Source organism: Phenylobacterium kunshanense, from assembly GCF_003254525.1.
Classification (GTDB): Bacteria; Pseudomonadota; Alphaproteobacteria; order Caulobacterales; family Caulobacteraceae; genus Phenylobacterium; species Phenylobacterium kunshanense.
The window spans coordinates 1-17,807 of record NZ_QFYS01000005.1 but is presented as its reverse complement, the minus strand read 5'-3'; the positions used below and the strand labels follow the sequence as shown (position 1 = coordinate 17,807).

Annotated in this window: 17 protein-coding genes; 6 read left to right on the top strand and 11 right to left on the bottom strand. The window is 67.4% G+C overall.

All coding sequences use genetic code 11. The annotated features are described in order from the left end of the window. Positions 1-87 precede the first annotated feature (87 nt). Positions 88-1,203 (top strand): sulfotransferase family protein, encoded by a 1,116-nt coding sequence (locus tag DJ019_RS11980; protein WP_111276283.1) that lies wholly within the window; start codon positions 88-90, stop codon positions 1,201-1,203. On the opposite strand, the gene DJ019_RS11975 is transcribed toward DJ019_RS11980, so the two are convergent. From DJ019_RS11975 to DJ019_RS11965, 3 genes are read right to left on the bottom strand one after another with little or no spacing between them, the layout of a single operon-like run. Beyond that, a complete protein-coding gene (locus tag DJ019_RS11975; RefSeq protein ID WP_111276282.1) occupies positions 1,166-2,557 on the bottom strand; it encodes a hypothetical protein in 1,392 nt (463 codons plus the stop codon). The genes DJ019_RS11980 and DJ019_RS11975 overlap by 38 nt on opposite strands. Continuing rightward, a complete protein-coding gene (locus DJ019_RS11970; RefSeq protein WP_111276281.1) occupies positions 2,554-2,910 on the bottom strand; it encodes a DMT family transporter in 357 nt (118 codons plus the stop codon). The genes DJ019_RS11975 and DJ019_RS11970 overlap by 4 nt, the downstream gene beginning before the upstream one ends. Then, complete coding sequence (locus tag DJ019_RS11965; protein ID WP_240606461.1) at positions 2,907-3,914, bottom strand: glycosyltransferase family 2 protein; 1,008 nt, start codon at positions 3,912-3,914, stop codon at positions 2,907-2,909. The genes DJ019_RS11970 and DJ019_RS11965 overlap by 4 nt, the downstream gene beginning before the upstream one ends. Before the next feature lie 164 nt (positions 3,915-4,078). Between DJ019_RS11965 and DJ019_RS11960 the strand changes: the two genes are divergently transcribed. After that, complete coding sequence (locus tag DJ019_RS11960) at positions 4,079-4,912, top strand: ABC transporter permease (RefSeq protein WP_111276279.1); 834 nt, start codon at positions 4,079-4,081, stop codon at positions 4,910-4,912. Then, positions 4,909-5,655: an ABC transporter ATP-binding protein gene (locus tag DJ019_RS11955; protein ID WP_111276278.1), complete on the top strand. Its 747-nt coding sequence runs from the start codon at positions 4,909-4,911 to the stop codon at positions 5,653-5,655. Before DJ019_RS11960 ends, DJ019_RS11955 begins: the two co-directional genes overlap by 4 nt. Before the next feature lie 9 nt (positions 5,656-5,664). On the opposite strand, the gene DJ019_RS11950 is transcribed toward DJ019_RS11955, so the two are convergent. The 4 genes from DJ019_RS11950 to DJ019_RS20965 form a co-directional block, all read right to left on the bottom strand. Then, positions 5,665-7,353 carry a glycosyltransferase family 4 protein gene (locus DJ019_RS11950; RefSeq protein WP_111276277.1) on the bottom strand — a complete coding sequence of 563 codons (1,689 nt, stop codon included), beginning with the start codon at positions 7,351-7,353 and terminating at the stop codon, positions 5,665-5,667. A 112-nt stretch (positions 7,354-7,465) separates the two neighbouring features. After that, positions 7,466-9,208, bottom strand: coding sequence for a response regulator (locus tag DJ019_RS11945; RefSeq protein WP_111276276.1), 1,743 nt, complete (start codon positions 9,206-9,208; stop codon positions 7,466-7,468). Positions 9,209-9,785: 577 nt separating this feature from the next. After that, a complete protein-coding gene (locus DJ019_RS11940; RefSeq protein ID WP_205854152.1) occupies positions 9,786-10,676 on the bottom strand; it encodes an SDH family Clp fold serine proteinase in 891 nt (296 codons plus the stop codon). Continuing rightward, entirely contained in the window at positions 10,651-10,842 is a 192-nt protein-coding gene (locus DJ019_RS20965) for a hypothetical protein (protein WP_165843993.1), read from the bottom strand. The genes DJ019_RS11940 and DJ019_RS20965 overlap by 26 nt, the downstream gene beginning before the upstream one ends. Before the next feature lie 629 nt (positions 10,843-11,471). Here DJ019_RS20965 and DJ019_RS11935 point away from each other — a divergent pair. Further along, the gene (locus DJ019_RS11935; RefSeq protein WP_111276275.1) at positions 11,472-13,007 is read left to right on the top strand and encodes a tyrosine-type recombinase/integrase; all 1,536 of its coding nucleotides are present in this window, start codon (positions 11,472-11,474) and stop codon (positions 13,005-13,007) included. Between the two features lie 53 nt (positions 13,008-13,060). Here DJ019_RS11935 and DJ019_RS11930 read toward each other — a convergent pair whose 3' ends face one another. From DJ019_RS11930 to DJ019_RS11915, 4 genes are all read right to left on the bottom strand, one after another. Next, entirely contained in the window at positions 13,061-13,657 is a 597-nt protein-coding gene (locus tag DJ019_RS11930; protein ID WP_165843991.1) for a TetR/AcrR family transcriptional regulator, read from the bottom strand. A 27-nt stretch (positions 13,658-13,684) separates the two neighbouring features. After that, positions 13,685-14,023 (bottom strand): DUF5655 domain-containing protein, encoded by a 339-nt coding sequence (locus tag DJ019_RS21680; protein WP_363083030.1) that lies wholly within the window; start codon positions 14,021-14,023, stop codon positions 13,685-13,687. Positions 14,024-14,059: 36 nt separating this feature from the next. Further along, the gene (locus DJ019_RS11920) at positions 14,060-14,887 is read right to left on the bottom strand and encodes an SOS response-associated peptidase family protein (RefSeq protein WP_165843990.1); all 828 of its coding nucleotides are present in this window, start codon (positions 14,885-14,887) and stop codon (positions 14,060-14,062) included. 66 nt (positions 14,888-14,953) lie between these two features. After that, positions 14,954-15,598, bottom strand: coding sequence for a TolC family protein (locus DJ019_RS11915; protein ID WP_111276271.1), 645 nt, complete (start codon positions 15,596-15,598; stop codon positions 14,954-14,956). 632 nt (positions 15,599-16,230) lie between these two features. Between DJ019_RS11915 and DJ019_RS11910 the strand changes: the two genes are divergently transcribed. Both DJ019_RS11910 and DJ019_RS11905 read left to right on the top strand, forming a co-directional pair. Then, positions 16,231-16,656, top strand: a complete 426-nt coding sequence (locus DJ019_RS11910; RefSeq protein ID WP_111276270.1) for a PaaI family thioesterase — start codon at positions 16,231-16,233, stop codon at positions 16,654-16,656. A 169-nt stretch (positions 16,657-16,825) separates the two neighbouring features. Continuing rightward, entirely contained in the window at positions 16,826-17,683 is an 858-nt protein-coding gene (locus DJ019_RS11905) for an alpha/beta fold hydrolase (protein ID WP_111276269.1), read from the top strand. Positions 17,684-17,807: the final 124 nt, after the last annotated feature.

Genomic DNA, 17,807 nt, shown 5'->3' with positions numbered 1-17,807 from the left:
AGGCGCCGGCGGCTGGTGTGCAACAGTTGCCCCCGACGATCAACCGCTTGCGGCCGCGGGCCGACGCCCGTACCACCCCGAGCAGAGATGAGCCTGAGATCCACGTCCGCGCCGAAGACCGGCCGAACCCGCAAGGCCGCCGCCAAGGGCGGCCGCACGGCCTACCTCGTGCTGGGCATGCACCGTTCGGGCACCTCGGCGGTGACGCAGCTCCTGGCCCTGGCCGGCGCCCAGCTTCCGACCAACGTCATGCCGGGGGACGAACACAACCAGAAGGGCTACTTCGAACCCTGGAAGATCGCGATCTTCAACGACGAGCGGCTACGCGCGGCGGGTTCGGCCTGGGACGATCCCTTCGCGTACCCGTTCCGGCCGCTGTCGCCCGACGAGGAGCGCGGCTGGCTCGACCGTGCGCTGGCCCTGTTCGACGAGGAGTTCCCGGACGCGAACTGGCCGCTGATGAAGGATCCCCGAGCCACCGTGCTGCTGCCGTTCTGGCGGGCCGTGCTGGCGGAGCGTGGGGTTGCGGCGCGCTGCGTGATCCCCGTGCGGCACCCGTTGGCGGTGGCCGGCTCCCTGAAGCGCCGTGACGGCTTTGCCGAGCAGAAGTCGGTGCTGGTCTGGAGCGCCTACATGCTGGCGGCCGAGGCCTATACGCGGGACCTGCCGCGGGCTTTCGTCGGCTACGACGCGCTGCTGTCGGACTGGCGGGGCGAGGTGGCGCGGATCGAGGCGGCGCATGGCGCGCCGCTGCCTGGCCTGACCGACTCGGCGGCGCGTGAAATCGACACCTTCCTGACGCCCGAGCTTCGCCACAACGCCGGCGACGACGGCCTCTCAGCCCTGGGGTGGGCCGGCGAGATCGCCGCCGGGGTCTATGGCTGGTTCTCGGCGCGAGCGGCCGGTGGGGAGCCCGATCCGGCGGCGCTGGAGCTGGCCGCTGGCAAGCTGGCGGCGCGGGCGGCCGATGTGACGCCCCTGGCGCTCGTCCGCGATCTCGCCACGGCGCGGGCCGAGGCGCTGGACCTGCGCGAACGGTTGACCGCCGCCGAGGCCTTCCAGGCCGAGCTGCGCGAGGAGATGGCCCGTCAGCGGCAGATCCTGGAGGACGGCTGGCGCGCCGACCTGCGACGGCTGGAGACGGCCCAGGGCCTGCTGGCCCAGATCAACGTCGAGCTCGACGCCGCTCTGGCCGACGACTGATCCGCGGATCGACCGCCAGGTACAGCAGGCCGGTCAGGGCCGCGACGTCGAGCACATACAGGTAGCGGTAGTCGCAGGCGATCGAGATCGCCAGGAAGCTCGCCGCGAACGCCAGCGCGCCCCCCAGCATCGCCGCGATCGCAAGATCGGCCGGATCGCGGCGAACGAGCAGGACGCCGAGCAGCGCCAGGGCGAGCGCCGCATAGGCGAGGTGCGACATGGCCGGCGTGTCCAGGAACCAGGTGACGTAGTTGTAGAGCCGCCCGTCGGCGGCGGTCCGGCGAGGGGACATCTCCAGCGCCTGCAGCGTGCCGGCCGGCCCCTCGACGCCCAGGGTCACCGGCAGGCACCGGTCGATCACTGGCGTGCCGGCGACCTGGTGGAAGGCCAGCATCCGGGCGCGGAGCCACAGGCCGGGATCGTTCGTGATGAGGTCCAGCCACTCAGCCCGGATCACCCGCCTGGGGACGCGCTTCAGCCCCAGGGCCAGGGTCCGGTCGGCGGTCAGCACGTCCACGCGCTCGGGCGCATAGAGACGCTGGGCGTTGGCCCGGAGGTAGGCGCCGACGTCAGGGGCGACAGCGTCGATCCGCGGGGTGGGCCGGCCTGGCTGCAGTGCGGCCGCCGCGGCGATGTCGTAGGTCGCCAGCAGGCGCAGGCCCTTTTCTCCCGCCCCGTCCGGCGCGCCGGCGCCCTGCGGCTTGGCGGTGGCGCTGAGCAGCAGCGTCAGGGCCGCCACCGCGACGATCCAGCCGGCGGCGAGGGAGAGGCTTCGCAACCATCCCCGGCCGGACCGCGCCCAGGCGATGGCGAGCGCGGCAGGGAACACCATGATAAGGCCGTTCTGACGCAACAGGCCCGCCACTGCGAACAGCAGCGCCGCAAAGGCTAGGTGGGGCCAGGGCGCCCGCTGGTCCGATCGGCGCAGACCCAGCGCGAGGACCACGAATCCGGCGATCGCCGCCTCCGCGAACCATACGTCCTTCCAGACGATGGCCGGATAGATCAGCGCCTGCGGCAGGGCGATGAGCCCCAGGGCTGCGGCGGGCGCAAGCCAGCTCGTCCGCGCCCGCACGACGGGCAGTAGGGCCCAGCTTCCGAACAGCAACGCCCCGCTGGCCGCCACCGCCACGGCGGTCCCGGTATGGATGCGGTCGAACACCCCCAGCAGCCAGCCGAAGATCGCCGGGTTCCACGTGGTCCGCACGCCGAACCGGCCTTCGTGCAGGGCCAGAACGGAGTCCACCGACAGATGCCCCGGCAGGTTGAGGCGCAGCATCAGCACATAGCCGCCCAGCAGGACGAGCCACAGCGTCCAGCGCGCCGCCGATCCCGCGGACGCCGAACCCCTCATGCGGGGCGCACGATGAGGAAGAGCCCCGCCACCATCAGCGCGTATCCGGCGATCATGGTCCAGGAGGCCTGTTCCTTGAACACCAGCCAGCCGGCCAGCGGCACCAGGCACGAGCCGACCAGCGAGAAGGCGTAGGCGAGCGACAGGGGGACGCGCGTCAGGACGTAGAACCACAGGAGCGCCGTCAGCCCGTACCAGGCGAAGGCGCCGATCAGCGGATAGTTGACGACGACCCGGGCGAGAAAGGGCCCCGACAGCCGCTCGTTGTAGACCGCGCCCCACTTGAACAGCATCTGCCCCAGGGGCAGGGCCACGGCGAAGACGCTGCAGAGCGCGATGTCCTTGGGGCTCACGCCGGCGCCTCCTCGCTCTCCAGCTCGCGGAGGACGGCCAGGTAGGGGTGGATCGGCCGGCTCGGCACGTTCAGCACGTCGAAGTTCACGGCCTGGAGCAGGAACTGCACGCCCAGGATCACCGGCAACGCCGCCAGCATGACGATGCCCGCCGAGGCCGCCTGGCCCGGGACGCGGTTCGCCAGGTAGCTCAGGGCGTAGGCGACGCCGAACAGCGAGAAGCAGGCGCCGAAGACCAGCTCCAGACTGGCCGCATTGAAATCGCGAACGAAATACTGGCCCACGATCCGCTGGGCGAAGTTCCGGACATGCCTGAGGGCAAAGGGCCCCACGATAGCGCCGATGCGGATGTTGGAGACTTCGTCCGCGTACCGGGCCGGCATCGGGACATCGCGGACCACGGCCCGAAGGGTGCCGAGATGGTAGAGCAGGTCGGTCTCGAAGAAGAACCGGCGCGACACCCGCTTCTGCATCACCAGCTTCGCCACATTGGCCTCGATGGCCGTGTACCCGTTGGTCGGATCGAAGATGTTCCAGTAGCCGGTCGAGAGCTTGGCCAGGAAGCTCAGCATCGCGTTTCCGAGCACCCGGACGGTAGGCATCGTCGTCAGATGGCTGATCGAGGTGAACCGGTTGCCCTTGGCGTAGTCGGCCTCGCCCAGCAGGATCGGGGCGACCAGTTGCGCCGCATAGCCGAGGTCCATCTGATCGTCGCCGTCGACCTTGACCATGACGCGGGCGCCGCGCCGCGCCGCCTCGGCGTAGCCGGCGAGGGTCGCGCCGCCCACGCCCTGATTCTTCGGCAGGCGTACCACCACCACCCGAGGGTCGGTGTTCTCGGCCTCGATGAAGTCCCCGGAGCCATCGGGACAGGCGTCGTCCACGCAGACGATCCCCTCGAACCACGCGGGGGTGCGACGGATAACCTGCAGGATGTGAGCCCTGACCTTGTAGCAGGGCACCACCAGCCAGACGCCGGCGCCCTCGAGCGATACGGCCGGCACGCCCGGCGCCGGACGGGCGGGGCGGTCAGGGGAAGGAACGGTCGCGGGTCGGGCCACGGCCTCGGCTAGCATGGAACTCGAGGAACAATCAAAGCGCGACCGGCGCCGTCCTTGCGCGCGGGTACCCCGGCTGATACCTCGCTCGCCTTCTGCCGGGAGAGGCCATGGACACCGCCACCCACATGCTGCGGACCGGACGGCGCGGCGCGCTGTTCCAACTGCAGATGGCGTTCCGGGACCTGACGAACTCTTTCCAGCGCCTCGGCCTGGCCTGGTCGCTCGCGACGCATGACGTGGGTTCCCGATACCGCGGCTCGATCCTCGGGCCGTTCTGGATCACCTTGTCCATGGGCCTGATGGTTCTGGGCATCGGCGTGCTCTACGCCAGCCTCTTCAATCTGCCGCTCAACGAGTTCCTGCCTTACGTGGCGCTGGGCATCGTCTTTTTCGGCGTCATGACCGGCACGATCAACGAGGGATGCGATACCTTCGTCCAGGCGGCAGGCATGCTGTCCCAGACTAGCCTGCCGATGTTCACCTTTGTCTGGCGCACGATCTTCCGGAACCTGATCAACCTGCTGCACCACCTGGTCATCGTGGTGGGCATGCTGGTCTATTTCGACGCCTGGCGAGACGCCAACCCGCTTCAGGCCGCCGCCGGCGTCCTGCTGATGCTGCTGAACGCCGGCTGGGCTTCGCTGCTGGCGGGCATCGCCTCGGCGCGGTACCGCGACATCCCGCCGATCGTGGTTTCTGTCATGCAGTTCGCCATCTTCATGACGCCGGTGTTCTGGTTGCCCGACCGGTTCGGCAAGCACCAGGTCTTTCTCGACTGGAACCCGTTCTACCACCTGCTCCAGGCGGTTCGGGCGCCGCTGCTCGGCCAGGCCGTCGCGCCCCAGACCTATGTGGTGCTGGTGCTGATGGCGATCTTCGGCTGGCTCGTCACCTTCACCATCTTCGCCCGCACCCGCCGCCGGATCGTCCACTACCTATGACCACGGCCTCGATCACCTGCACCGACCTGACGATCCGGTTCCCGGTCTATGGCGCCGACGCCAAGTCGCTGAAGAAGGCGCTGGCGCGCGCCGTGTCCGTCGGGGGCGTCCTCGGCCGCCACGCCGGCGTCACCGACGTGACCGCGCTCTCGCACGTCAACCTGCAACTCAAGGCCGGCGACCGCCTAGGTCTGATCGGCCACAACGGGTCCGGCAAGACCACCCTGCTGCGCGCCCTTTCAGGCGCCTACGAGCCTGACGAAGGCACGATCGAGGTTCAGGGCCGGATCGCCGCCCTTCTCGACCTCAGCCTGGGGATCGATCCCTCGGCGACGGGCTATGAGAACATCCGCCTGCGCGGTCGTATCGCTGGCCTCTCCTCCCGCGAGATCGAGGAGCGGATGGACGAGATCGCCGACTTCACCGGCCTCGGCCCGTTTCTCGCCATGCCGGTGAAGACCTATTCGGCCGGCATGCAGGGCCGCCTCGCCTTCGCCGCCGCCACCGCCGTCGAGGCCGACGTCCTGCTGATGGACGAATGGATCGCGGTGGGCGACCAGGACTTCCAGAAGCTGGCTCACAAGCGCCTGCTCAAGCTGGTCGAGCGCGCGGGCATCCTGGTCCTGGCGACCCACGAGGTCCCGCTGCTGAAGCTCTACTGCAACAAGGTCATGCGGATGGAGGGCGGCGTGGCGTCTGAGGTAGTGGACATCCGCAAGCTGGACCAGTTGCTCGCGGACTGATCCCTCGGGTCAGGTCAGCCAGTCGACGAAGCCCATCTTCGCCATCCAGGCCAAGCCAAGCTCCACGGCCCGCCTTTGAGGCGCGGGAAAGGCGGCCAGCACCTCTCGGACCGTCGCGCCGCCGCTCGCTTCCAGCCTCAGGAAGGCCTGGGCGCAAATCTCCGGCGCCGCCCGGAAGCCGGAAAAAGCCGCGTCGAGAGCCACCATCGCCGCGCCGCGCACCGAATCCGGCGACACGCCTTTGACCGGCCACAGGCGGCTTTCCAACGCCAGCCCGCTCGTGGCGAAGCCGGCGAAGTCGCGGAACGGATCGCCCTTCACGGGATCAGCCGCGAGGCTGACCAGGGGGTCGGCGCTGGACGCCCGGATCGCGGCGAGTTCGTCGGTCAGGGCGTGGATCTGCCGCGCGACCACGGTCCAGTCGAAGGCCGCCGCCACCCGCGCCCGCCCGGCCGCGCCCATGCGCCGACGCAGGTCTCGATTGCCGATGAGTTCGGCCAGCCCGCCGGCCGCCCGCCCGATATGAACGGCCGTGTGCTGTGCGACCGAGCCGACGTAGGATTGATACGAAGCGCTGTCGATCGTGTGCCGTTCGACCATGGCCGCGCCCATGCCGCCGCCCGCGGGCCCCATCAGCGTCGGGACCAGGAACCCCTCGACCCCGTCGCGGACCGTGGACCGGTAGCCGTCCCAGTCGCTGACCACCACGGGAAGCCCGCAAGCCATCGCCTCCAGCGGCGTTATTCCGAACGTCTCCTGGATGTTGTCCACCAGCGAAAGGAAGATGTCCGACGCGGCCCAGAGGTCGCCCAGCAATTCGCGGTCGTTGCCGTCCTCGAACCGCACATCGACCGACGGCGCGTGCGCCCGAGCCGCTTCCTCGTAGTAGCCGCGATCGTTGGCCCCCGGAAACCATCCCGCCAGGGCGAACGTCACACGTACGCCGGTATCCTCGGCGGCCCGCTGCAGCGCCTTGAACATCGGTTGCGGAAACGCCTTCTCGTAGTAGGACAGCCGCCCAACCCAAAGCACCAGCACGTCGTCCTCGGAGAGCCCGTATCGGACCCTCAGGCGAGCGCGCGCATCGGAACGGTCCGCCAGCTCGGCAAAGGCGGCGCCCTCCACGCCGAGCGGGATGACGGGCAAGGCGGGCCGGGGCGGCGGAACGCCGCCGGTGCGCTCGGCGAGGTGTCGCCCCCACCCGTCGAACATGGCTTCGAGGTTTTCGCGCACGCTCGGCGACGTACAGATCAGGGCGTCCCAGGGATGCATGGGCGCCACGGCGGTCTCGGCGATGATCTGGCGCATCGCGGGCGGCGCCAAGGTGTGAATCAGGCCAGCGAGGCTGAACGCCCGGTCGCTCCAGCGCCGACGTCGCCACCAGGCGAGGTCGCGCAGGTCCGGCTGCCCCCGCAAAAGTATGCCGGCGTCGCGCGGCGCCGTCGAAAATGACGCCAGGTCGGATCCGATCTCCGTTGGTCGCGGCCCGTCGCCGAACAGGTCCGACGCGATTTCGGCGGCGTCCACCGGCCGGGTCGCGAGGACATCGATCCTGGCATAGCCCCCATGGCGCGCCAGCGCCTGCCAGAGCTGGAGATTGGCCACGTCCTTTCCGAACGGGTTGCGCTCCAGGCTCATTCGGCCGGGCGGGTGCAGGATGGCGAGACGGCCGCGAGGACTTTGTGCGTCGGGGGTCATGTCCTCTTTCTAGAGGGCAATTCGCACGGGAGGACACCCGTTCCGCACGACTGAGTTCAAACAACGGAACCGGCTCGTAGCGACCGAGCCCGCCGGGCCGGAGGATCGCTCCTTACCTGGGATCCAGGGCGTTCGAGACCTCGGCCAGCAGATCGAACAGGGCGACGGAATCGATCGGCTTGCGCAGGATGCCGTCCGCGCCCGCGTCATGGTAGGCGGCCACGTCCTCGTCGGAGACGTTGGCGGTGAGCATCCAGATCGGCGGACGCCCCGTGCCGCCGGATTCCGCCCGGATCGTCCGCACGGCGTCCACGCCGCTCATAACCGGCATGTTGGCGTCCATCAGGATGAGGTCGAAGCAACCGCCGCGCCACACGGACACCGCCTGCGCGCCATCCTCGGCAAAGACCAGGTCCACGGGCAGATGGCCCAGCAGCGCCTCGAGCACCCGGCGGTTCGCCGCATTGTCCTCCGCCGCCAGCACGCGGAGGCGGCGCGCGACGGTCGGGTGAAGCGAGGATGGCGCCATATGGGCAGGAGCGTTGAAGGCGAACCAGAAGACGGCGCCGGTCCCCTCAGGCGGGGTCTCTACGCCCATCTCACCGTCCATAAGCACGACGTTCGCGGAGGAGCGGGCCAGGGCCAGGCCGCTGTCGCCGGACTGTCGGCCACGCTCGGTCTCGCCGAAGGCCTCGAAGGCGCGCGCGCGATCGAGAAACGACATCGCCGGACCGGTGTCGGCCACTTCCAGGAGCACGCCGAGCCGCCCGCCCCGCGCGAGCCCCGCCAGGCGGATCCGCACCCGCCCGCCCGACGGCGTGACCTTGAGCGCGCCGGCGACCAGGGTGACCAGAGCCAGCTCGATCTTCGCGCCATCGGCGACGATGTCGAAAGACACCTCAGGCGTGTCATCGACCAGCAGAAGCTCTACGCCCATTGCGGCCGCGGCCTCCCGCCAGATCCGCGCCACGCCCTGCACTCGCTGCCGCAGGTCGAAAGGCGCCAGATCCAGCCGGGCAGCGCCCTTCTCGCCCTCGGCGGCCGCGAGGATGCCATCGAGCAGTCGGCTCAGCTGTTCCCCGCCGTCCACGATGCCGCGGGCGAGGTCGTCCTGGGTTGGCGCGAGAGGCTGGCGGCGCAGCGCCTGGGCGAACCCGAGGACGGCGTTCAGCGGCGTTCGCACCTCATGGCTTGTCGCCGCCAGCAGCCGCGACCTCGCGCCGATGGCCTCGCGCGCCTCATCCGCCGCATGGGTCAGCGCCAGGGTCTTGCGCCGCAGGTCCTGCGCCACGCGCCCGAGCGCGGTGTCCGACGCCTGCTGGCGCCAGGTGACGACCAGGACCGCGCCGACGAAAAGGCACATGGCCAGCGCGTCCACACCCAGCGTGGCGACCCCGCTCTCCTCGAGGGCGAGCCAGATCAGGGTCGCCGCGGGCGGCGCCACGCCGACCACGTAGCTGAGCCGTCCCTGGTGGGCGCGGAGGGCGGCGAACAACAGGACGCAGATCGCGAGCAGCGCTGCTTCCACACGCAGCCGACCACCGTCGTGGAGGCTGATGGCGGCGGCGAGGGCGCAGGCGTTCGCCACCAGCAGCACCATCAGCGCATCCGCCTGCCGGCGCAGCCGGCGCACCGCGGCGGGCCCGTCCTGGCTGCGCCGGGCGAGCTCGCTGGCCGCCAGAAGCGCCAGGTACAGGACGAACTCCACGAGCCCCAGCGCGGCGATCCGCGGGGTGGTGTAGAACGCCAGCAATCCCACGAGCCCGCCCACGAGGACGAGCCGCGTCACCGCTACGGTGCGCGAATACCGGATGTAACCCTGGGGGTGGGTCACATCCGCCGCAATTTCGACCATCTCCCCGCCGTTGTCCCGTTCCCGCAGAATCACCCAAGCATAGGTTGAGATTCGGCGCACGCCGGATCGCCCGGCGCGCGAGTGCGCGTCGAGGTCAGCCAGGCGGACGGGAGAGGCGGGAACACACGGCGCCAGCGCGGATCGACTTGACCACCGTCAGCCTCGTCCCAAACGCCGCCTTAGAAATTGCTGAGGCGCGGCTGCGGCGTCCTCGACTTCTGTTCCTGAAGCCAACGCTGCACACACTTGCACTTGGCGACCAAGTTCGGAATCGCCGTCTTTGAGACAGGGGCGTCGAAGAGCGCCAACGCCTCGTCAAGTTCGCCCAACCGGTACAGTGTAACGGCCAAAGGCGGGATATTGGGATTTCGCCAAGATCGTCCGAAGACGGTTCCCCAGACGGTGAAAGCGCAATGTCTTCAACGGTGGGGAGGAAATGGCGCGCCCGGAACGATTCGAACGTCCGACCCTCAGATTCGTAGTTTGGGAGGAAACGCTTAAGTTTCAAAGGCAATTGCGCGGAGCGCTGTAAACTGCCCCGCTCAGGCAGGGTTTTGGCAGGTGTGTTTTACAGCGCTTAGGTCGAGATATCCCAACTGCCCCCGCTGGCGTTCTCGATCAGCTTGATGGCTCCGGTGCGCGCAAACGTGGCCACGAACGTGTGGTGCACGCTCAGAACGTCCTCCTGGACAGCTTGATCTGCCTCGATGTCCACGATCTTGAGACCCATCTGCTTGCAGACACCCGCGACGTAGTGCTGGCCGTGGCCGGATTGGCCAGCGTAGTTCATCAGTTCGTCGACGATAGCGTCAGCCTGCTTCCCCGGATCAGCTTCGCCCGAAACCATGTTCTCGCGCAGCCATTGCGTGACCATAGCCTTCGCGCCAAGGACCTGACGCTCGCAGTCCGTGATGAAGCCGGGCGGGTACTTTGCGAAGACCTGTTGCCAAACGATCTGTTTGAGCGGTTCCTTCTTGATCTCCTGCACCGCACGCTCGGCCTCAGCCAACACCCCCATAGCTGGATAGCCTCGGACTTGAGGATCTGTGGGTCCCAGGCAGGAATGCTTCCCCATCATGATCTCGCGCGCGGCACACGCGATCATCGTTCCCGCGGACATCGCCATATGGGGAACAATCACACGGATGTCCTTGCCGAACATCTGGTAGAGGTATTCAACCATTGCCCGCGCCGCCTCGATGCCTCCGCCGGGCGTATGGAGAATGAATTCCAGTCCCTTGGAACGGTCGAGGCCATGAACGACCGCCATGAGGCCGTTCATGTCGAGATCGCTGATCGCGGTCTCGGGATGTTGTTGTTTTTGAAGGAAGCCTGAGTAGTACGCGATCACTGGCCGCCCGAGCCGGGCCTCCAGGTTCTTCAGGTACTTCTGACGGGTACTGTCACACGCTTGAGGCGTCCCGCCCAGTCCGTCGATCTCTTTATTGATTTCGTTCCAGGTGGGCATGTTCCGGCATCGAATACGACCTCACCGTGATCGGTGTGTATTCGCCGTACCCGGAAAGCGTGTGATTTGCCAAGTTTTCCAGCACTCGGTTCGCCGAGCCGATGTCGCCGCCGACGCCGCCCAGGGCGACGCCCATGTCACGGAGCAGGGACTCATGGTCGGCCATAGTAGGTGCTCGCTGGCTGGTTGAAGGCTTGCTTCGCCGTATCATGATCGCGACTCGCCGGTCAAACGTTGCGGGGCTGCAAAACTCCGCCACCGTGGTCCGGTTCCCCTGGCCCAACCTAAGGCGAGGGACTCACGATCAGCTAAATCTTAGGTTAACGCCGATCGGGAGAAGGCCAAGGCTTCCACCTGCAAGATCATAACCCGGAACCTTCGGGATACGAAATTTTTGGGCCCATTTTCTTAGGCTCGCGAAGTGGCCCTTCGACTGGCCGTCGGCTGGCTCGGCGGTCGTCAGAGCACGACTGAGCCCCAGACTACGCTGTAAACTGCCTGTAAACCGCGGACCAATTTTCAGGCTATAGGCCCGGCGGTAAAGGAAAAAATTCAGCGTAATCAATAGGAAGAAATGGCGCGCCCGGAACGATTCGAACGTCCGACCCTCAGATTCGTAGTTCGGTTCTGATGAAACAAGCAGAAACCGGGTGAAACGACAAATCACAATATAACCAATGACTTGTGACTTGATCTCGGGTTCGAGCGGGTTCAGATTTTCCCATGGAAATGCTCCATTTTGTGACCCCAGTGTGACCCGGAACCCGGGGTCACAAAACGAGCGGGGTAGGAAAAGTGCCCAGGCGTTCGGACCGAAACCTCACCTCAGCCTTCTGCCGCAGCGCCAAGCCGGGCGTGAGGACCACGCCCGATGGCGCCGAGGCTCAGCGCGTGGCCTACCCGGACGGCGACGTGCGCGGGCTGGAGCTGCGGGTCTCGGCCGCAGGCGAGAAATCCTGGTCGTTCCGTTACCGCGACAGACGCACCGACAAGCAGTGCCGGGTCACGATCGGCGTCTTCGACCCCACCATCGACGACACGGCTGACGCCGAGGGCGAGGTCCGACGGCTGACGCTGCAGGGCGCCCGTGTGGCCGCTCGCCTCCTTCGCGCCAAGGTCGACCACGGCGAAAGCCCGGCCGTCGCAAAGAAGGTGGCCCGCCGCGCCGCCAAAGCCCAGCCGCTCAAGACGATGTCCGACTTGGCGAGCGCCTACTTCAGCGCCTGCGAGCTCGGCACACACCGCAGCGGACGCGGGCGCAGGAAGGCGGACAGCACCATCTCGGCCGAACGGTGGCTCTGGACCAAGCATGTCGCGCCGAAGTTGGGCGCCGACGGCGTGGACGAGGTCACGCGCGGCCGTGTGCGGGACGTCGTGAAGGAGATCTATGAAGCCTCCGGCGGACAGGCCAACCGTGTTCGGGGCCTGCTCTCGCAGCTCTTCAACTATGCGATCGCCGAGGAGCGCGTCGCGGTGAATCCGGTCACGCACGTGGCTCGTGTCTCGCAGGTCGAGGCGCGTACACGCACCCTGACCGACGACGAGCTGAAACGCCTCTGGAGCGGACTGCAGGACAGCGAAGGGTTGGTGATCAGGGACAGGAAGGCCGGGGAGAAGGTGCTGATCAGCCGGCCCGTGCGCATCGCGATCGAGCTTGCGATGTTCACCCTGCAGCGTCGCGGGGAGATTTCGGGCATGCGCCGCAACGAAGTGGATCTGGTCCGCAAGACCTGGCTTGTCCCGGCCGAGCGCGCCAAGGGTCGCGTGGAACACTTGGCGCCGCTCTGCGATCGCTCCGTGGCCTTGATCGAGGCAGCGATCGGGCTTCAGGACAAGCGGCGGAAGGGGGCGAGCCCATTCGTTTTCCCATCTCCGCAGTCAAACGACGCGCCCATCGAACCCGCCGCACTCAGCCATGCAATGGCGGACATGACGACCGCGCTCGGGCTCGACGACGTTCGCCTCCACGATCTGCGTCGCACCGGGGCGACGGGGATCGCGGCGATCGGCGTTGCGCCCCATGTCGTTTCCAAGATCCTCGCGCACAAGGATGGCGGGGGCGGCGCAGCGATCACCGCGCGCCATTACAACCTCTACGCCTATGTGGCTGAAAAGCGCGATGCGATCGACCGCTGGAGCGCGCACCTGTGTGCGCTTCTCGAAATGCGTGACCAGGCGCCCGGCCCCAAACAGAGCGACGCCGCGCCGCGGCCGCCCGCCACCGCGCTCGGCCCCGAGCGGTTGTGGACGGACTTGGTCGAAGGCGAATACGACCCGCGCTCGCCAGCGGAACCCGCAGATCGCCTTTGGACCGACTTGGTCGGGTCCTAGACGTTTGCAGGCCGGGCTTCCCCGAACCCCGCCTCGCGCGGGTAGACGCCTGGTCAGAGGCTAACGGCTCGAGCCTCTTTCTCGAAGGGTCGCAGACACCCCTTCAGCAGCGCAATCTGCGCGTCAGGCGCGAGACCATCCCGAAGCGCCATCATCGCGACGCCGGTGACGCCGGCCGTAACCAGACCCGAGACGGCGTCGGCGTCCCGCACGTCCTCACGCGTTGTCGCGCTCGTCACCAACCGTGTGAGCCGTGCTCGCCACGCCCGACTTCGACGATCGACGAACCGACCGACCTCGCGATCGCGCGAAGCGAGGGTCCAACAGCTTGTCCACACGCGCCAATGCTCCCGGCCCGCCTCGGAGATCGGCAGCGCACAGGAGAGGACAGCCTCCAACGCGTCGCGCGCCGGCAGCCTACGCTCGATCTCATCCATCTCCTCGAGTATGGCGCCGCCCGTCTCTTGGATCGCATCCAGGAGAAGCTCCTGCTTCGTGGGATAGTAATGGACGATGCGACCAAGGCTGCATCGCGACGCGGCGGCGACAGCTCGAAACGTGAATCCCTCGAGTCCACTTTGCGCGAGCACATGGAATGCCGACGTGGCCACTGAAGCCTTGCGACCCTGGAAGTGCGAATTCAGGCTCACCGACAAGTGCCCCTTGGTGGAGTGCCATCAACCACCCAGCTCATAAGCCGTAGCGACCCATTCGAGGACTTGGTCATCGACGTCCGCCAAGTCTTGTATGAGGAGTTCATTGTGCCACCGGTTCGCCGAGACACGCTCCACTTTACGAATGCGGTTGCTCTCGATCGGAGTGGCCGTTCGGATCACGAGGAGCAAACCGCCTTGACGGGGATGAACGCCTGCGAAGGCCGAGCGGCGGACGAGGTGGATGGAATTCGCCTCGACCAGCTCCTCAACCGGCCCCAAGCGCGCAATGCGGCCACGTAGCGCTTCGTAGATTCGAAGCGACGGAGGGATAGCGCCAAGCACGCTAGAAGGTCCCGGCATGACGGAACGAGGCCGGAACATTTACAGGCTGTTGGGTCAACAGTAGCTCCCTAATCTGGAACGTTGTGCGACCAGGGCCTGATCTAGACCCGCGCTGGGCGCGGGGTCGATCAACACTCGCTTCCCCTCGTGCTTCAGCCAATCCATCCCCGTTCCCGCGTCAACAGGCACGTCCGCCATGCCACATCTGGAAGGTCGGCGGCGACGCAGGCCGCCACGGCTCAATGTCGAACCCCCTCGTGGGCGAGGATCGAGCAGGCCAAGGTTGCCCGGTCCGTCGAGTCGCAGCCATTCCAGGCCCTGCTCGAGGTCGAGGAGTCGGGCCTGCCGCCGCGCCAACGGCCCTGGTCTGTCGCCGACCGCAAATTCTTTCGCGGGTTGGCCCACGACGATGGCAAAGCTGGTGAGGTCGCCCTCGTCCCCCGGAAGCGTGGTGGTCTCCCAGATCGCCGGGAAGAACCGCAGGGTGTCGGTTGGGCCGGTCGGTCGCCACTTGACCGCCCAGCCCTGTGTTGGCGTGCGCCGGCCGCCCTCCGCGCCGGGCCCGTAGACGATGAAGCTGGTGAACGGGGCCAAGGCGCGCCGCCACCGGTAGGCGTCAAGGTAGGCGTGCCGGGACTCCAAGGATTCCAGGCGCGCGAGCGCGCTTACGACCCGCCATTCGGAGAGCGCCCCATGATGAAAGGAAGGGACCAGCCACCAGCGGGCGATGAGCAGCCGCAGACCCGCCTCTGGCGCGGCCGGATCGCGCGGGACGAGGAGTGGCGCGGGATCGCCGTGTCGCACCGCGATCTCACCACCGGCCAGAAGGCTCTGCTCGGCCGGTCCGAGACCCGCCGACTGGGGACCCAGGGCGAGCCGCATGTCCGCGTTCAGCCGATACTCGTCGCACATGCCCCTTCGCTCCCCCAAGCCTGTCCGCTCGACACCTCATGGCGAGGCGCGCCAATCGGCGGCTGTCGCGACATGGAGTTCGACGAGATCCAGGTACCTCTGGCCCTGGATCTGGATCATGGCCCGCCGGGCCCGGCTCAGCGTCCGCTGCGCCCGCGCGACGTCGATCGAGGGCCCGCCGCCAAGCCGGTACGCCGTCTCGGCGTCGCGCAGCCCAGATTCCCCGGCCGCGATCGCCCGTTGCAGGCTCTCGATGCCGCCCTCGTCGCTCGCAAGCGCAGCTAGCGCGTCTGAGACCTGGACGAACGCGCGCAGCACCGTCTGTTGATAGCGGCTCTCGGCGATCCGCAGGTCCGCCTCCGCGGCGTGGCGGCGGGCCTTCAGAACGCCGCCGTCGAAGAGCGGCGCGGCAAGGGAAGGACTGAGGCTCCAGCCCGAAGCCGATGAGGCGAAGAGGTCGCCCTGACGGATGGCGGTCTGGGTGAAGTCGGCGCTGAGCACGACGTTCGGGAACTGGTTGGCCCGGGCGACCCCCACGGCTGCGGTGGCTGCGTGAAGATCTGCCCCGGCGGCCAAGATGTCCGGCCGCGAGGCCGCAAAGGAAGGTTGCAGCGTCGCCAGGTCCTGAGCCGAGATGTCCCGGCAGCACTCCGCCTGCAAGGCGTCGGCCGCGGCCAACATCGTCGGCAAAAGGCGCGCGCGCGGCGCCCGTCGGGGCGCGCGCGCCACCTGCGTCGATCGGCCGGATCGGGTGGCAGCGCGGCCGGGCCGCTAAGCGCCGGGCAGTCCACCGCCTTCCAAAGCGCGAGAGGGCTGATTTTGAGCCTGCGCGGAAGCTCGATTTGGGTCTGGTCGTCCTGCTGCCTAGGCACGACACCACCCGTCGCGTCGAGCCCGTCAGCCGCAAAGGGCGTATTCGCGCGTCGAAGAGCTCGCGAATGAGAAGGGTCATTTCGACGAACAGCAAGCCTGTGTCGAAGCGCCGGACCGCCGCCTCGGCGTCGCGCTCGCTGCGTCGCCAGTACGCATTTGCGTCCTTATCCCCGTATCGGAAATGGCCATTACGACAGAGCCGGCGTCAATTCATCCTAGACTGCGTCATGCTGCCGCGCGGCGTCGCAGGCCCAAAAAGAGAAGGACGCGCCGGAGCGCGTCCAGGTGCTCAAGCAGAATCTCTGCTGAGGGGAGACGCGAATGAAGCTGTATTAGACGTTACTAGTCAAGGGGCGCTGCCCCGTTGGCCGACGACACGATGCGGGTTGGCTTCCGCCGGGGCGCCGGGAAAGGATGCGGATATCCCGGATGAGGAGCGCATGTTGACGACACCGGCCCAACCCGACTTACCCGACGCCGCGTACCTGCAAGCGGCGGTCGCCGCCGCACCGTTCCACCGCTGGCTGAGCCTGAAGGTCGTGCGCATCGATGCGGATGGCATCGAACTCGCCATGCCGTGGCGCGAGGAGCTCATCTCGAACCCTAAGCGCCGGACCGCCCACGGCGGGATACTAGCTTCTCTCGTTGATCTTTCAGGCTTTTATGCGCTCCTCGCCGCCGGCTTGGTGGTGCGAGCCACGGCGGACCTGCGGGTCGACTACCATCGCCCCGCGGCGCCTGGAAACCTCCGCGCACGGAGCTGGATCGTCAAGACCGGCTCCCGTATCAGCGTGGCGGACACTGAGGTCCTTGATGAAGATCGCGTCCTGCTCGCGAGCGGTCGCGGCGCCTACCTGATGGACTGACGACTCCAAGGTTCCGTCGCGGGAATAAGCCCGTCGCGGCCTGGAGACATCCTCTCCACGCTGTGGGGCCACGCTCAGGCCGAACGCTCTCTCGGCCGAGCTGCTGACCTATCGCCACGGCCCGCCTTATGTAACTCTCATCACTGTTTTTGTGGAAACGGAGCGCACCATGGTCAAACCGGTGACCGTCACCTTCCGCGGCGATGAGGGCCTTACGCTTGAGGCCGACACCTATGGTGATCCTGTTCGCGGTACAGTGCTCCTGGCGCACGGCGGCGGCCAGACCCGGCATGCTTGGGCCAGGGCCTGTGCGAGCCTCTCCGCATCCGGCTGGCGCGCGGTCGCGATGGACCTTCGAGGGCATGGGCAAAGTCAGTGGTCGCCCTCGGGCGACTATCGCATCCAGCGTTTTGCGGGAGACCTCGTCCAAGTCGCCGAACAGCTGGGGGGCCGCCCGGCTTTGGTGGGCGCATCGCTGGGCGGCATCGCGGGGATGGTTGTGGAAGCCATGGCTGCACCCGGAACCTTCTCGTCGCTGACACTCGTCGATGTCACTCCGCAGATGGAGCCGGCAGGGATAGCCAAGGTTATGGGCTTCATGGGCGAGCGCGCGAGTATCGGATTTTCCGATCTCGAAGACGCCGCTGATTTCATCGCCAACTACCTGCCTCATCGGCCTCGCCCGAGAGATCTATCCGGCCTTGCCAAGAACCTTCGACTGCATCCCGACGGCCGCTATCGCTGGCATTGGGATCCTCGGTTCGTCACGAGCGTGGCGGAGAGTCGAGCCTCGTACGCTACCGGCTCCTTCCAGGAACAGCTCGGCGCTATCGACACTCCGATCCATTTGATACGCGGGAGCATCAGCGAGCTTGTCTCGCGCGAGGCGGCCGACGCCTTCCTGGCGGCCGTTCCACACGCTCACTTCACCGATGTCGAAAACGCAGGCCACATGCTGGTGGGCGATCGCAACGACATCTTCGTCGATGCGGTCCTCGATTTCCTGAAAGACATTGATGTCCACTGACGTGACCCCCGTTTCTCATCCAGTCGTAACGAGAGTCCTGGGTTGATCTGAGCCGTGCTCGGCGGGGGTTGCAAGAGGCCGGCGCGCGGAGACATCAGGTATCGCAGCGTGCCGGCCGGACTCT

Excerpts from the sequence above, each read along its gene's own strand:
- DJ019_RS11980 (WP_111276283.1), top strand. The coding sequence starts at position 88 with ATGAGCCTGAGATCCACGTCCGCGCCGAAGACCGGCCGAACCCGCAAG.
- DJ019_RS11975 (WP_111276282.1), bottom strand. The coding sequence starts at position 2,557 with ATGAGGGGTTCGGCGTCCGCGGGATCGGCGGCGCGCTGGACGCTGTGG.
- DJ019_RS11960 (WP_111276279.1), top strand. The coding sequence starts at position 4,079 with ATGGACACCGCCACCCACATGCTGCGGACCGGACGGCGCGGCGCGCTG.
- DJ019_RS11955 (WP_111276278.1), top strand. The coding sequence starts at position 4,909 with ATGACCACGGCCTCGATCACCTGCACCGACCTGACGATCCGGTTCCCG.
- DJ019_RS11950 (WP_111276277.1), bottom strand. The coding sequence starts at position 7,353 with ATGACCCCCGACGCACAAAGTCCTCGCGGCCGTCTCGCCATCCTGCAC.
- DJ019_RS11945 (WP_111276276.1), bottom strand. The coding sequence starts at position 9,208 with ATGGTCGAAATTGCGGCGGATGTGACCCACCCCCAGGGTTACATCCGG.
- DJ019_RS11940 (WP_205854152.1), bottom strand. The coding sequence starts at position 10,676 with ATGCCCACCTGGAACGAAATCAATAAAGAGATCGACGGACTGGGCGGG.
- DJ019_RS20965 (WP_165843993.1), bottom strand. The coding sequence starts at position 10,842 with ATGGCCGACCATGAGTCCCTGCTCCGTGACATGGGCGTCGCCCTGGGC.
- DJ019_RS21680 (WP_363083030.1), bottom strand. The coding sequence starts at position 14,023 with ATGCCGGGACCTTCTAGCGTGCTTGGCGCTATCCCTCCGTCGCTTCGA.
- DJ019_RS11920 (WP_165843990.1), bottom strand. The coding sequence starts at position 14,887 with ATGCGGCTCGCCCTGGGTCCCCAGTCGGCGGGTCTCGGACCGGCCGAG.
- DJ019_RS11915 (WP_111276271.1), bottom strand. The coding sequence starts at position 15,598 with ATGTTGGCCGCGGCCGACGCCTTGCAGGCGGAGTGCTGCCGGGACATC.
- DJ019_RS11910 (WP_111276270.1), top strand. The coding sequence starts at position 16,231 with ATGTTGACGACACCGGCCCAACCCGACTTACCCGACGCCGCGTACCTG.
- DJ019_RS11905 (WP_111276269.1), top strand. The coding sequence starts at position 16,826 with ATGGTCAAACCGGTGACCGTCACCTTCCGCGGCGATGAGGGCCTTACG.